At 43.1% G+C, this 13,557-nt stretch carries 12 protein-coding genes; 6 read left to right on the top strand and 6 right to left on the bottom strand.

Translation table 11 applies throughout. From position 1 onward, the window contains the following. Window positions 1–8: 8 nt before the first annotated feature. Together DDT91_RS06605 and DDT91_RS06600 are read right to left on the bottom strand one after the other, a co-directional pair. Window positions 9–1,112, bottom strand: a complete 1,104-nt coding sequence (locus DDT91_RS06605) for a Gfo/Idh/MocA family protein (RefSeq protein WP_187175356.1) — start codon at window positions 1,110–1,112, stop codon at window positions 9–11. 65 nt (window positions 1,113–1,177) lie between these two features. Beyond that, window positions 1,178–2,446, bottom strand: coding sequence for an aspartate kinase (locus tag DDT91_RS06600; RefSeq protein ID WP_187175355.1), 1,269 nt, complete (start codon window positions 2,444–2,446; stop codon window positions 1,178–1,180). Between the two features lie 56 nt (window positions 2,447–2,502). On the opposite strand from DDT91_RS06600, the gene fbp reads away from it, so the two are divergent. The 3 genes from fbp to DDT91_RS06585 all read left to right on the top strand — a co-directional run bounded on the left by fbp (window position 2,503) and on the right by DDT91_RS06585 (window position 6,288). Next, window positions 2,503–3,540, top strand: a complete 1,038-nt coding sequence (fbp, locus tag DDT91_RS06595) for a class 1 fructose-bisphosphatase (protein WP_187175354.1) — start codon at window positions 2,503–2,505, stop codon at window positions 3,538–3,540. Between the two features lie 71 nt (window positions 3,541–3,611). Further along, on the top strand, window positions 3,612–4,769 hold the full coding sequence (locus DDT91_RS06590) for a PQQ-dependent sugar dehydrogenase (RefSeq protein ID WP_187175353.1): 1,158 nt from the start codon (window positions 3,612–3,614) through the stop codon (window positions 4,767–4,769). 361 nt (window positions 4,770–5,130) lie between these two features. Further along, the gene (locus DDT91_RS06585) at window positions 5,131–6,288 is read left to right on the top strand and encodes a PQQ-dependent sugar dehydrogenase (RefSeq protein ID WP_187175352.1); all 1,158 of its coding nucleotides are present in this window, start codon (window positions 5,131–5,133) and stop codon (window positions 6,286–6,288) included. 231 nt (window positions 6,289–6,519) lie between these two features. Here DDT91_RS06585 and DDT91_RS06580 read toward each other — a convergent pair whose 3' ends face one another. From DDT91_RS06580 to DDT91_RS06570, 3 genes are all read right to left on the bottom strand, one after another. Continuing rightward, entirely contained in the window at window positions 6,520–7,578 is a 1,059-nt protein-coding gene (locus DDT91_RS06580) for an NAD(P)H-dependent glycerol-3-phosphate dehydrogenase (RefSeq protein WP_187175351.1), read from the bottom strand. Then, window positions 7,556–9,253 carry a 1-acyl-sn-glycerol-3-phosphate acyltransferase gene (locus DDT91_RS06575; protein ID WP_187175350.1) on the bottom strand — a complete coding sequence of 566 codons (1,698 nt, stop codon included), beginning with the start codon at window positions 9,251–9,253 and terminating at the stop codon, window positions 7,556–7,558. Before DDT91_RS06575 ends, DDT91_RS06580 begins: the two co-directional genes overlap by 23 nt. Before the next feature lie 82 nt (window positions 9,254–9,335). Next, window positions 9,336–9,815, bottom strand: a complete 480-nt coding sequence (locus DDT91_RS06570; protein ID WP_187175349.1) for a DUF4199 domain-containing protein — start codon at window positions 9,813–9,815, stop codon at window positions 9,336–9,338. 153 nt (window positions 9,816–9,968) lie between these two features. Here DDT91_RS06570 and DDT91_RS06565 point away from each other — a divergent pair, with 153 nt between their 5' ends. Continuing rightward, entirely contained in the window at window positions 9,969–10,943 is a 975-nt protein-coding gene (locus tag DDT91_RS06565; RefSeq protein ID WP_187175348.1) for a polyprenyl synthetase family protein, read from the top strand. Between the two features lie 41 nt (window positions 10,944–10,984). Here the strand turns inward: DDT91_RS06565 and DDT91_RS06560 are convergent, their stop codons facing one another. Further along, window positions 10,985–11,521, bottom strand: a complete 537-nt coding sequence (locus DDT91_RS06560; protein ID WP_187175347.1) for a C40 family peptidase — start codon at window positions 11,519–11,521, stop codon at window positions 10,985–10,987. Window positions 11,522–11,905: 384 nt separating this feature from the next. On the opposite strand from DDT91_RS06560, the gene cysC reads away from it, so the two are divergent. Next, window positions 11,906–12,454, top strand: a complete 549-nt coding sequence (cysC, locus tag DDT91_RS06555; protein ID WP_187175346.1) for an adenylyl-sulfate kinase — start codon at window positions 11,906–11,908, stop codon at window positions 12,452–12,454. Next, a complete protein-coding gene (locus tag DDT91_RS06550; RefSeq protein ID WP_187175345.1) occupies window positions 12,451–13,548 on the top strand; it encodes a sulfotransferase in 1,098 nt (365 codons plus the stop codon). The genes cysC and DDT91_RS06550 overlap by 4 nt, the downstream gene beginning before the upstream one ends. Window positions 13,549–13,557: the final 9 nt, after the last annotated feature.

The following is a 13,557-nucleotide window of genomic DNA, read 5'->3' as shown; positions in this document are numbered from 1 at the left end:
GGTTTTTATCAGATTAGACTGATTCTCGCTCCAGTTCGGGCGGCTTCGTAGATTGCGTCAATGATTACTAGATCTTTCAATCCTTCTTCTCCATCCACAGGGATCAATGGCTTTTTCCCATCCAAAATGAGGGCTGCCATTTCGTCCATTTGAGTCGTCTGATGAGTGATGTGCTGGGCTTCAATTGGGCCTTGATTTGTTCGGGCTTGAATCGGACCATAACCTGTTGAGGGTTGCATCTCGGCAAAGCCTTTGGTTCCGTTCAGGAAAAACTTATCCAGATTATTCATGGAATAGGTCGAAAGGCAAGATGCCACCGCTCCTGAAGGGAATCCCATTTGAAAGGTGATTGTCTCATCTACTCCCTGCTTAAACTTCACCGGATCGGTCTTCACCTCTTGGGCGGTCACCCAAATCGGCTCTTCTCCCAGCATGTATCGGGCCCCGTTGATCGAGTATACGCCAATATCCATCATGGAGCCGCCGCCGGCAAGCTCCCGATTGAGCCTCCACTGCGTAGGATCACCGATCATAAAACCGCTTAATCCCTGAAAAAAGAGTGTTTTTCCAAACTCTCCGGCTCGTTGTCTTCTCACCACTTCGAGCGTTTTGGCCTCAAAGTGCATTCGATACCCTACCAGTAAATGTACCCCTGCTGCTTTACATGCGGCGACCATTTCCCTTCCTTCTTCGGCATTGAGGGCCATGGGCTTTTCGCAGATGACATGTTTCCCGGCTTTGGCCACCCCTATGGAATGCGGTTTATGCAAGGAATTGGGTGTAATCACATAGACTGCATCGATATCCGGGTTATCCTTGATCTGATGGTAATTTTCGTAGGTATAGCAGTTTTTGGCAGGAATACCATATTTCTGCTTCCAGGTTTCGATTTTGGAAGGGGTACCACTGATTACCCCGACGAGTTTGGCGCGTTTACAGTCTTTCATCGCTTCGGCCACCCGAGTACCGTAGCTTCCCAATCCCATGATGGCCACGCGAAGGACTTTATCTTCTCTTTCCAAATTCATGGCAGAAAGGGCATCGGTAAAAGGTAAGCTCACAGCTAGGGTCGAAAGTCCTGCTTTTTGAAGAAAATCACGTCTTGAAGTCATCGATAGGTGGGTTTAAGGTTATCTTTTGAAGTTAGAAAAACTTCAGGTCGCCAAGGCATATTCGCTCAGACTTTTCTGCGAACGGCCTGAAAGGTATTTCGGGTGGACTGTTCCAAAAGCACCTCATAACCACTCAGCAAGGCGGGAATTTCTTCCGGTTTTTGCTTTAGAATGGTAAGCAGTTCCAAGCCTTCGTTATATCGGATTTCAAATTCACCTTTGAGTTTTCCCAGAAGCTGCTCTAACTTGAAAAGCTGTGCATCGATCACAATCGAAACAGAAATGGCCGACAGTTGCAGCATATTTACCCGAAGCTTCAGGGCTTGTAATTGCTCATATATTCGGTGAATATGCTTCTCCTCAATAAAGGTGAAATCAGTGACTTTGAAACTCACCAGAATCTGATCTTTTTTCAAGACAATTGTAGGCACTTCATGAGGTGCAGCATGCTCGTGGATTTTGGTACCCGAGGCATCCGGATTCAAAAATGACTTGACAAAAAGCGGGATTCCGGCATTTGCCAAAGGCTTGATGGTCTTGGGGTGAATAACAGAAGCTCCGAAATAGGTCATTTCGGCAGCTTCACGGTAGCCTAGCTCTTCAAATTTTTGGGTGTTTGGGAAAAGCTTTGGATCGGCATTGAGGACACCGGGTACATCTTTCCAGATCGTAACCGAACCCGCATCCAAACTCGTCCCCAAGATTGCCGCCGTAAAATCTGACCCTTCTCTTCCAAGCGTCGTTGTCTTGCCTTTGGGATCCTTACCGATAAACCCTTGAGTCAAAATCGGGAATTTTTCCAGCATGGGTTTCCAAGTGGACTGACAAGCTTTACGGGTTTTCTCCCAATTGATTTTTGCGAAGCGAAAGTCAGAATCGGTATGGATGACTTCACGGGCATCCTGCCAAAGCACAATTAACTCCTGAGAGCAAAGGTACTCAGCGACGATTTTGGAGGAAATCAATTCCCCAAAACAAACTACCTGGTCGTAGTATTCATCGTAATTCTCACGGGAAAGCGGCTTTTGAAGCTGATGGTCCAGTTGGGAAAAGAGATTTTCAACTTGGGCAAAAACAGAATGATCTACAGGAAAAAGTTCCTCACAGATCTCCCGATGGAAACTCTTTAAAATTGTACTATTCTCAGAAAAATCAAGTCCATTTAGCTTGTTGGCCAAGATGCCTTCCAGCGCATTGGTGGTTTTTCCCATGGCTGAAACTACAATAATCAGATTTTTTCGCAATCGATTACGGAGAATTTCAGCCAAGTTTTTCAAAGCTGATGCATCTTTTACTGAAGCGCCTCCAAATTTGTAAATCCAAGTTTTTGACATAAAGAATATTTCCTAATTTTCGAGAGTATAAACCCAAATATTGTATTTTTCCAATAATGAAAACCTCACATTTCCAGCCAGACCAAACGAGTCTGGCTTACTCGGTCGGAATTACACTTGACCGTTTTATCAAACTCAAACAAAGTGATTTTCCATTTGCCTCGGGCGAGCTTTCTCAGCTACTTCGGGACATTGCCTTGGCAGCGAAGATAGTCAATCGCGAGACTAATCGTGCCGGACTAGCCAACATTGGCGGGGCTTTTGGTCAGACCAATGTGCAGGGCGAAGAACAGCAAAAACTGGATGTAATCGCCAACATCCGGTTTATGCGTGCACTTAGTAAGGGAGGCGAAGTATGTGCCATCGTTTCGGAGGAAGAAGACGCAGTCATCGACCTTCAAAACAACTCCGGAAAATATGTTGTGGCCATCGATCCGCTCGACGGAAGTTCCAATATCGATGTGAATATCAGCATCGGGACGATCTTCTCCATCTACCGAAGAAAATCCCCCATTGGCAGCCCAATCCAACTCGAAGATATCATGCAGCCGGGGCGCGAGCAGGTAGCCGCAGGCTATGTCCTCTACGGTTCATCGACCATGCTCGTATACACCACCGGATGTGGAGTCAATGGATTTACTTATGAAAACAGCCTTGGCGAATTTTTCCTTTCCCATCCGGATATCCAAGCTCCAAAAACAGGAAATATCTACTCTATAAACGAAGGACTCCAACTCGAATGGGAAAATGGAATCTCCGCATACATCCAATCCTGCAAAAATCAAAAAATGCAGTCTCGTTATATTGGAAGTTTGGTGGCTGATTTCCACCGAAACTTGTTAAAAGGAGGAATTTACCTCTACCCAGCCACGCTAAAAAATCCATCGGGAAAACTCAGACTTCTGTATGAAGCCAATGCCTTGGCATTTATCATCGAGCAAGCCGGAGGAAAGGCAAGTGACGGAAAGCAAAGGATCTTGGATATTCAGCCGGAAAGTCTTCATCAGCGCACTCCACTGCTAATAGGTTCAGTGCAATTAGTCGAGGAGGTTGAGCAATCAGTAGCTTTTCATTTGGGTTTGGTCACGGTTTAAGACCTTTATTCAAAACTTAATTCTGATTTTGATGGATTAGCCTTAAATTCGAACTCATAAATTCGGATTCTATGTCTATTAAGAAACATTATTTATCTCTTGCTGTGATCGCAGGAACCTTGTCACTCTGGACTTCGTGCGGACCAAAGGAACAAGAATCGGTCATTGACGAAACCTTTGCTACCCAGACTGAAAAAATGCTCATTAAAGTGGATACGCTTTACAGCGAATTGGAAAATCCATGGGGAATGACTTGGCTTGGTGATGGCAGAATGCTGATCACGGAGCGTAAAGGTGAAATCCTGATTTTCAAGGACGACAAATTCACCGGAGAAAAAGTCCAAGGCCTTCCACCTGTACACAACGTGAATCAGGCCGGTTTGCTGGATATCGCTGTGCATCCTAAGTATGCAGAAAACGGTTGGATTTACATCGCCTATGCGAAGCATTTCGAGGATAGTACTGCAGCAACCACCATCATGCGATTTAAGCTGGAAGGCAATAATGCGGTAAACCAAGAAGAACTGATCGTAGCCGGACCATCCTGGAAAGGCGGCCGTCACTTTGGGAGCCGGATCGTTTTTGACAATGAGGGCTACCTATATTTCTCCAATGGTGACAAAGGAAATATTCCAATGAATGCACAGGACTTAACCAATGCTCATGGAAAAGTCCACCGAATCAAGGATGATGGCACTATTCCCAGCGACAATCCATTTGTAGATTCTGTGGGTGCAGTAGCCTCTATCTGGAGCTATGGCAACAGAAACCCTCAAGGATTATTCTTTGACAAAGCAACCAACACCCTTTGGGAGGTGGAACATGGACCAAAAGGCGGTGACGAGTTGAACATCATCGAAAAAGGCAAAAACTATGGTTGGCCTGTCATCTCTTATGGAATCAATTATGATGGAACCCAATTGACTCAGTTTACCGAAAAACCAGGTATGGAACAGCCAGTTCACTATTGGGTACCTTCGATTGCCACTTGTGGAGTCACTGTGGTCAATTCGGATAAGTATCCAGGTTGGAAAGGAAACATCTTAGTGGCTGCCTTGGCTAAGCAACACATCGCAAGAGTTGTTTTGAAGGAAAACAAGCACATCGCAGAGGAAAAATTACTCCTTGGTATTGGTCGAGTACGTCAAGTAGCCGAAAGCCCTGACGGATACATTTACGCGATCACTGAAGCTACCGGCCTTCTGGTCAAACTGCTTCCTATCCAATAATTTAACAGAACTTAAGGGAAGGCCTTTTGGGAAACCGAAAGGCCTTTTTTATTGACTTCAGCATCTTTTTATCCTGAAGTATGTATTGGAATCCGTAACGAGAGCTTAAAATACAAGAAAATCAGTCATTTTGAACATAGAGGCGTAGCACCGCTACGGTGAGATCGAAAAGTGAAGTGAAGTGAAGCGACTGATTTTGAAGTATTTTGAGGTGGTAGTAGATTTTCTAATGCATAATCCAGGTTTAAGATCCAACCAAGTATTCCATTGCGTAGATAATTCAGATTTTCTGTCATAAATAAAAACCGATTTCAAAATTTGGTCGTTATCGATATACGTTAATCCTCTAACATTCAATCCCATGAGAATTCGCTTTTCGTGCTTGCTTTTTGCTTTGGGGACATTAGTAAGTCTCCAAGCCTGTACTGCCAAAGAAACAGAGCCAACTTCAGACCCATCTTCGGAACTGAAATTCACCACAAGTACAGAGAAAATGGTGATCAAAATTGACACGCTCTATACAGGATTTCAAAATCCCTGGGGAATGACCTGGATCAATGATAATCGCATGCTGGTCACCGAGAAAAAAGGTGAAATCCTCATTTTCAAAGACGATAAATACACCGGGCAAAAAGTAACGGGACTTCCTGCTGTCTACAACAATGGTCAGGCGGGACTTTTAGACATTACCGTTCACCCTAATTATGCCCAAAATGGATGGATTTACATTGCCTACGCAAAACCTATGAACAACGGAGGCGCAACCACAATAGCAAGATTCAAACTCACCGGAAATGCAGTAACGGACTTTCAAGATCTGATTGTCACTACACCAGTTTGGAATGGAGGTACGCACTATGGAAGCCGAATCGTCTTTGACAATCAAAATTTCCTCTATTTCAGCAACGGAGAGCGCGGAAGTCAGGACAATGCCCAAGATCTCAAAAACTCACATGGAAAAATTCACCGTATCCATGACGATGGCAGAATCCCCACAGATAATCCTTTTGTCAACACTTCTGGTGCCATTCCTTCCATTTGGACCTATGGAAATCGGAACCCTCAAGGGCTATATTTTGACAAGGTCAACAATCGCCTTTGGGAAGTAGAGCACGGTCCCCGAGGTGGTGATGAGTTAAATATTCTGGAAAAAGGCAAAAACTACGGTTGGCCGGTGATCACCTACGGAATCAACTACAACGGCACACCGATCACCAACATCACTCAAAAAGAAGGAATGGAGCAACCTGTAAAATACTGGACTCCGTCCATCGCCACCTGCGGCATGACGATGGTAACCTCTGACAAATACCAGGCTTGGAGAGGAAATATCCTGGTGGCAGCACTTGCAGGAACTCATATTGCAAGGGTAGAAATGAACGGAACCCGAGCTACTGGAGAAGAAAAATTACTTCAGGGAATCGGAAGAGTAAGGCAAGTGTCCCAAAGTCCCGACGGATATATCTACGCGGTCACAGAGGGCACAGGGTTGCTGATTAAGCTTTTACCATCCAAGTAAAACAGTGAGGGCTTCGGCCCTCTCATTTTTTCCTCTCCAGAATAAAATTTCCCTTTCTTCGCAACCCAGGAGCCGCTTCGGAGGGAAAAAGTCGGTTGATCCTGAGGCAAGGTTCCAAAAATGCCATCAACCGTTCCTTTGTTTAAAAGCCAAAAACTCCCCTCTAGGAATCCTCTTACCCTCGTCCTTAGACAGATGAGGAATTTCCCTATTCTAAAATATCCCTACCTCTTACACAAAGTCCACATCCACACTGAAAGGATACTTCATTAGAAACTGTAAAGCCTCTTCAATAGAGAGATCTTCGAATAAAACACGATGGAGATTTTCAGTTATCGGAGCTCGGATCCCTACTGTTTTGATAAATGCATCGATGATCCGGATGGTATTCACTCCTTCAGCTACCTCCTCCATGGTCTGCATGATCTCATCCAAAGATTCCCCCTTTGCCAATCGATAGCCGACTGTAAAATTTCGTGAATCCACCGAATTACAGGTAGTCACCAAATCTCCCACTCCTGCCAATCCCATGACAGACTGGACACTTCCTCCAAGAGCTTTGCTGAGATGGGCCATTTCCACCATTCCCCTGGAAATCAAAAGCCCCTTCGCATTTTCTCCCAGACCCAGCCCTGCTAATGCTCCTGCGGCAATCGCGATAATATTTTTCAGAACTCCACTCAGCTCAACCCCGATGATATCTGAATTTCCATACACCTGAAATCGCTCAGAACGAAGTAATCGCTGACCTTCCAAAATCACCTCATTGTACTTGCTTGCGATCACCGTGGCCGCAGGTTGACCTAAGCTGAGCTCCTTGGAAATATTGGGTCCGGCCAAGCATCCTACCCGAACTGCGACTGTCTCTTGTAAGATGACTTCACTCATCGTCATAAGCTGACTTCGATGAAGCTTTGTGACGGTTTCTAGAGTTTCTCCCTTCTGAAGATTCAAGGCCAATCCTTTAGTCCCATGAATTACCAAATGGTATGGGTGTAGAAAAGGAGCAAAAGTCTGAGTCACTTCTACAAAAGCTGCCGAAGGGATCATGAAAAAAAGCACATCACATGCATCACAAAGCTCTTCAGGAGAAAACGTAGCCCGAATCGAAGGATTTAAAACTCTACCTGAAGCAGTATGGGAAGAATTGATTTCGTCTACTACTTCCTGCTTACGGGCATAGACCATTACCTCATTTTTTTCCGCCAGCATATTGGCAATGGCTGTCCCAAAGCTACCCACTCCGACTACTCCAATCAGCTTGGATTTAGAAGAGTTTTTCGAGGCCATATCCATGCAGTCTATTGTGGTAGAAATAAAGTAAACTCATATCTTCAGTGACAATATTCCCTTTTTTGTCTCTGATCAACGGTCGTTTGGCATGATACATTCCCACATTATCCAATCCGTGGGTAATGATTTCATCCATGGATCGTGTTAAATGCGGTGCGACATCAATTTTGCCTTCGGATTTTAATTCAAAAATACGGTTCAATACCCGTTGACAAGAGGATTTAAACTCTTCATAAGACAGGAAGATATCTTCGAGTGGCAGACGGATAAGATCGAAAATATCCAACTTGTTATTCTTCGATTTGATTAATTCAAAGGCCACAAAAGCAACTAAATGTGAGCTGAATACCCGGTTTATCTTATGAAATTCCTCAACGATCCTTTTACCCAACATATGGGTATACTCCTCTTCCCTCTGTTGATCCACCGTAACTTTTCCTTCGGAAACAAAATAATCACGGGTATCGATAAGTCTGTCCCATTTATCGTGGCTGTTACCATCTTCATCCACATAATTACCCATGACATCCATGGCTCGCCCGATGGATACGGAGATGTCAGACCCCTTCGTAAAGAACTTGACCAAAAATTTTGAGATCTTATAAGAAGTGGAAAATTCATCATTTTCCCTGTAATACCGCTCCTGACCAGTCATACTGAGATGATCTTGAATTAATCCCGGAGCCTCCAACACAAAGTGGTAATTGATCGTGACCGGAACAATAAAAATCTTACCTGAAATATCAGTAATGCCTTGTTGATAATTGGCTCTCTGAGCTTCAATAGCCGTACTAAGCAACCCCAGTTTCAATTTAGATTCGATCATTCCACTTCGGGACCGGGTACCTCCTGGGAAAAACAAAGAGTGGCAACCAAACTGAATCGCTTCTTTGGAGTAAGTCTTTAAGGTCTCCAGGTACATTAGATTTTTCTTTCTCCGGTCTACCTTGTAGGCACCTAAGGCATTCATGAAGTACGCAAAAATGGAAATATTGAACAGGTTCAATCCCGCACCATAAATAAAGGGAGGCATTCCGAGAACGGAAATTATCCATCCAATCAGGATGCTGTCCAGGTTTGAAAAGTGAGTAGGTACCATCACAATGGTGCCTTTCGTGGCCAAATCCCGTATTTGATCCGTTTGGCCGGTAATCTGGATTTTATCCTGAAGGGTGTATTGGTTACTGAAAATGGACTTGAAGCCTTTTACCCTGGCTGCATTCAATAACCTCGAAAACCCATACGTTACCACACTCCTGGTAAATTTGTAATGGGTGGCTTTAAAATTCGAGGCAATTTCCTCCGCATAACGGGAAGTAATTCTTTTTAACACCTCCTGATATGCCTCCAGCCTTTTGGTCTTGGTCAAAGACGAGTCAGCATTGATTTGGAGCAATGAGTTTTTCACTTCTCCCCAAAACTGACCCTCATCATCAGGATCCACATCCCATGGATTTTGCTTGATTCGGAGCTTTTCCCGGTAGAGGGTAGTCTCCAGCTCCTCCTTTAAAATCTCGGGATTTTTCCCCGTCTGATTCAATATCCGGACTTCTGCGAGTTCGGCTACTTTCTTTATAAATTCCTTTCGCTCCCGAGCCAGTTTTACCACAGGCCATTCGTCCTTTTTGGGCAAAATGGGAGCGTACCGATGTTTGATATATTTCTCCTCCAAGTGGTTTTTCCGGTTTATTAAAGGGTCTCAAAGATAAAGAAAAAGCCCTTCCCAAAGATGGATTTGTTGGGAAGGGCAAGGTTTACCCCTTTGACCGTGTGAAAAGAGCCACCACTGCTGAGGTAAGCAAACCCATAAATCCCGCAAAGAGCAAAGATTGTTGAATGTAATTGAGTAAGGTAAAATGGCCTTCTGCTTCCTCTTGGCTCATCATTCCCTTATCCACAGATAGTTTGATGATATTTGGAAAATAGTCGGGAGAAATAAATTCATGAGAAATATACTGACTCAATGGGGTAAAAATCACCACGACAAATGTGACAACCAAACCGGAGATCAGTCCCTGGATGTAATTCATTTTACCGGAATAGAAATTTCTTTTCTTATCCCGCAAAGCAAAAACATAAATCAGAACCGCAATAGGCGCATAGAAAAGTGTATACGTAGCATGCTGCTCAATTTTCACATCATGCCAGCCTAGAGACTTCTCCAACACCATCCAGATCAATCCGGATAAGACAAAGAGGATTCCCCATTTGATTTCGATTTGAAAGTTTTTCATAGTGTAGGTGGGTTTGGGTGTAAGCAATAAACATTCTCTACAAATTACGAAAAAGTCGCAAACGATTTGCTTTTTGGAAAGTTTGACTAGGTAAGACCAAATTAACCCTTGCCCGTGCCGTAAAGCGTGTTATTTTTACGGCATCATTCCCCGATGAAACCAGACCTCAAACAAATACAAGTCCCTATCGAAGCCGAAATGGCTCAGTTCGAACACAAGTTTCGGGACTTTATGAAAAGTAAGGTCAAGCTACTCGACCACATCACCAACTACATCGTCAAGCGCAAAGGCAAACAGATGCGTCCGATGTTTGTATTTTTGACAGCCGGAGTCTGCGGGACCATCAATGAATCTACCCATCGCGGTGCAGCCCTGATCGAATTGCTGCACACCGCTACATTAGTCCACGACGATGTGGTGGATGACGCCAATTACCGCAGGGGATTTTTTTCAGTCAATGCCCTTTGGAAAAACAAAATAGCCGTTCTGGTGGGAGATTATCTTCTTTCCCGGGGACTATTACTCAGTGTAGACAATGGTGATTTTCATCTTTTGCGCATTGTCTCCAATGCTGTGAAAGAAATGTCTGAAGGCGAACTTTTACAAAGTTACAAGGCTCGCAAGCTCGACGTGGATGAGGAAGTGTATTATGAAATCATCCGACAAAAAACCGCAAGCCTTATTGCTTCCTGCTGTTCTGTGGGAGCATCCAGCGTAGGAAGCGACGAAACTGCTATCGAAAAAATGAGACTTTTCGGAGAAAAAGTCGGCATGGCATTTCAGATCAAGGATGACCTTTTTGACTATGGAGAGGACGAAATCGGAAAACCTGTAGGCATTGATATAAAAGAGAAGAAAATGACTCTTCCGCTTATTTATGCCTTAAGAAACACCGATTGGCTAACGAAACGAAAGATCATTTTCCTCATCCGTAACCGCTCAGAGGACAAGAAAGCTGTCAATGAAGTCATTGATTTTGTGAAAAAAAGTGGGGGACTTGATTATGCCAAGGAAAAGATGAACGGTTTCTATCAAGAAGCTTTGGCTATTTTAAAAGACTTTCCGGATTCGGTCTATAAAACCTCTCTCGCAGATCTGGTCAGCTACTCGATCGAACGAAGAAAGTAAGGAGTTTTTTACATTCTGGGTTACGCTCTTCCTTCTATCAATTAATTTCCCAAAACGGTAATTGCTTTGACAAATCGACGGGTATAGCCGGGGTGATTTAGGCTTGAGATCATCACTTTCATTTCCTTACTGGAGGAAGCATGGATAAACTCACTCTCCATCCCTTTGGGGTTGGTGACGATCCCCACATGACCGATTGCATTTCGGGTAGGACTCAAAAACACCAAAATGTCTCCCTTTTTGACACTATCAATGGGTACCTCCTTCCCAAAATTGGCAAACTGGGAAGAAGATCTTGGAACCTTGATTCCAAATTCATGATATACATAGTACACAAATCCGGAACAGTCAAATCCCGATTTGCTAGTACCTCCATACACATAAGGAACACCAAGAAAGGCCTTTCCAAACTGCTCAAGGCTGTCTCTGAGAAATAAGTCGGTTTCGGTAGAGTCATTCGCTTCTAAAGACAGGATGGTCTCTGCATTTTCCGGATTAGGTTGAATTTCTCTTGAGGAATTGAAGGCGAATATGACTGCTGCTAAGGCAAATAATACAAAGCCAATGATAATTTTCATAGGGTAATTCTTTTGAATTTCATTAGTCTTCCGATTTGAATAATTTAACTCTAGACCCTAGATGGTTTGATCAATATTTTTCTTTGGGTGCGGAAGAAATGACATTGATTTTTTCACCAAATCGGCTTAAGACTTATTTTCCCTGGAATGACAAGATAAGGGCAATACTTATTTAATCAGCTTTTGATCTTCAAACCTCTCCGCTCATCGAATCGGTTCCAAAACCCTTTTTCACCGACCTGTTTTTTTATCTAATGGGACCAACAGATAAACGCCCTTAATCGTTCCGAAGCCTCTGATTCAAAATACTTTAATAAAAAAAGATTTTATCATTCTAAGCCTTCTTATCTTCTGAAACCAAGGATTTTTCTCTAAATTTTAGATATGGTATTTATTCAACTTACAGGCTTATCAGGTGCAGGTAAATCGACCATTGCCTATGGAGTGAAAAGCTTGTTGGAGAATAATAATCACCGGGTCGAAGTAATAGATGCCGACATCTACAGAAAAATTCTGTGCCCAGATCTCGGGTTTTCTAAAGAGGACCGAAAGGAAAATATCAGACGTCTTGGATTTGTAGCAAATCTCCTTGCTACCCATGGTGTAATTGCAATTCTAGCAGCTATTAATCCCTATGAAGACACAAGAAGAATACTTCGTTCTTATGGTTCTCATGTCTACACAGTTTGGGTGAAATGCGAAATTCAGACCTTAATCTCAAGAGACACAAAAGATCTCTATAAAAGGGCACTGTTACCTGAAAATCATCCTGAAAAAATTCATAACCTAACAGGAATCAACGACCCATTTGAACTACCTGAAAACCCAGACCTCATCCTATCCACCCATTTAGAATCGGTAGAAAAAAGCGTTGAAAAGCTTTTCTCTTTTATCAGTACCAGAATACAGGATAAGCAAACTTCAGCTCTATGAATCGCCTACTTCCATTGCCTATTTATACTTTTTCAAAGTTGGTGATTAACAATGGTGGGATATCTGTAAATAAATTTAAAAACGTATTTCCCTGGATTTTAAAAACTATCTTTTTTGAACCAATACGATGGCTGGAGCTCGCGCTATATCATAAAAAAATAGCAAAGCACCAGATTGACAAACATCCTTTGTTTGTTTTGGGCTTTTATCGCAGTGGCACTTCCTATCTTCATCAATGTCTGACTCAAGATGATCGATTGGGATACCACTCAAATTTTCAAATGGTATTGCCCGAGGTGATGTTGACCACGGAGAAACTACTACTGCCATTCTTTGAATTCATTTGCCGCTTTTTTAATCTCAAGGACTCTGTCCACAGAGTTCCTTTGTCTTTTCGTTTCCCTGGGGAAGAAGATGCAACGATGACAGCTTATCTCGATCCAAGAGGAGCTCAATGGGGTTATTTTTTCCCGAAAATGATGGAGGCACAGTTTCAAAAATATGTATTGATGGAAAGCCTGACCGAATCAGAACTTAATTCCTGGAAGGAAGCTTTCCTTTACCTTCTCAAAAAGATTTCTTTGGCAAACGACGGAAAGCAGTTGGTTCTCAAAAGTCCTCCCAATACAGCTAGAATAAAGGAGCTGCTTTCCCTATTTCCCAAGGCAAAGTTTATTTTCATTCATCGGGACCCCTATGAGGTCTATGCTTCCAATAAAAGATTCTGGGGAGTTGTTCAGCATGTTTATGCCCTCCAAAACATAAATCCCGAGGATGTCAAAAAGATCATCTTAGATACTTTTTCCAAAATGACCCAACGGTATTTAGATCAAAAACATTTGGTCCCAGCAGGCCAATTGGTAGAAGTTTCCTATGATGATTTTATTCAAAATCCGATGAAAATCCTCCAAAAGGCCTACGCTGATCTTAATCTGGGGGATTTTTCCTACTGTGAGGAAAAACTGAACGCATTTACTGGCTCTCAAAAGCACTTTGCCCAAATCAAACATCAACTTCCCGAAAAGGAAAGAAAAACAGTCACAGAAAAACTGGGACCAATCTTAAGATTCTGGAATTATCCTATCCAACCTTAATTCCCCGCC

Source organism: Algoriphagus sp. AK58 (assembly GCF_014324365.1).
Taxonomy (GTDB): Bacteria; Bacteroidota; Bacteroidia; order Cytophagales; family Cyclobacteriaceae; genus Algoriphagus.
Note: the sequence above shows the minus strand (reverse complement) of the source record. Positions and strands in the feature narration are given on the sequence as shown.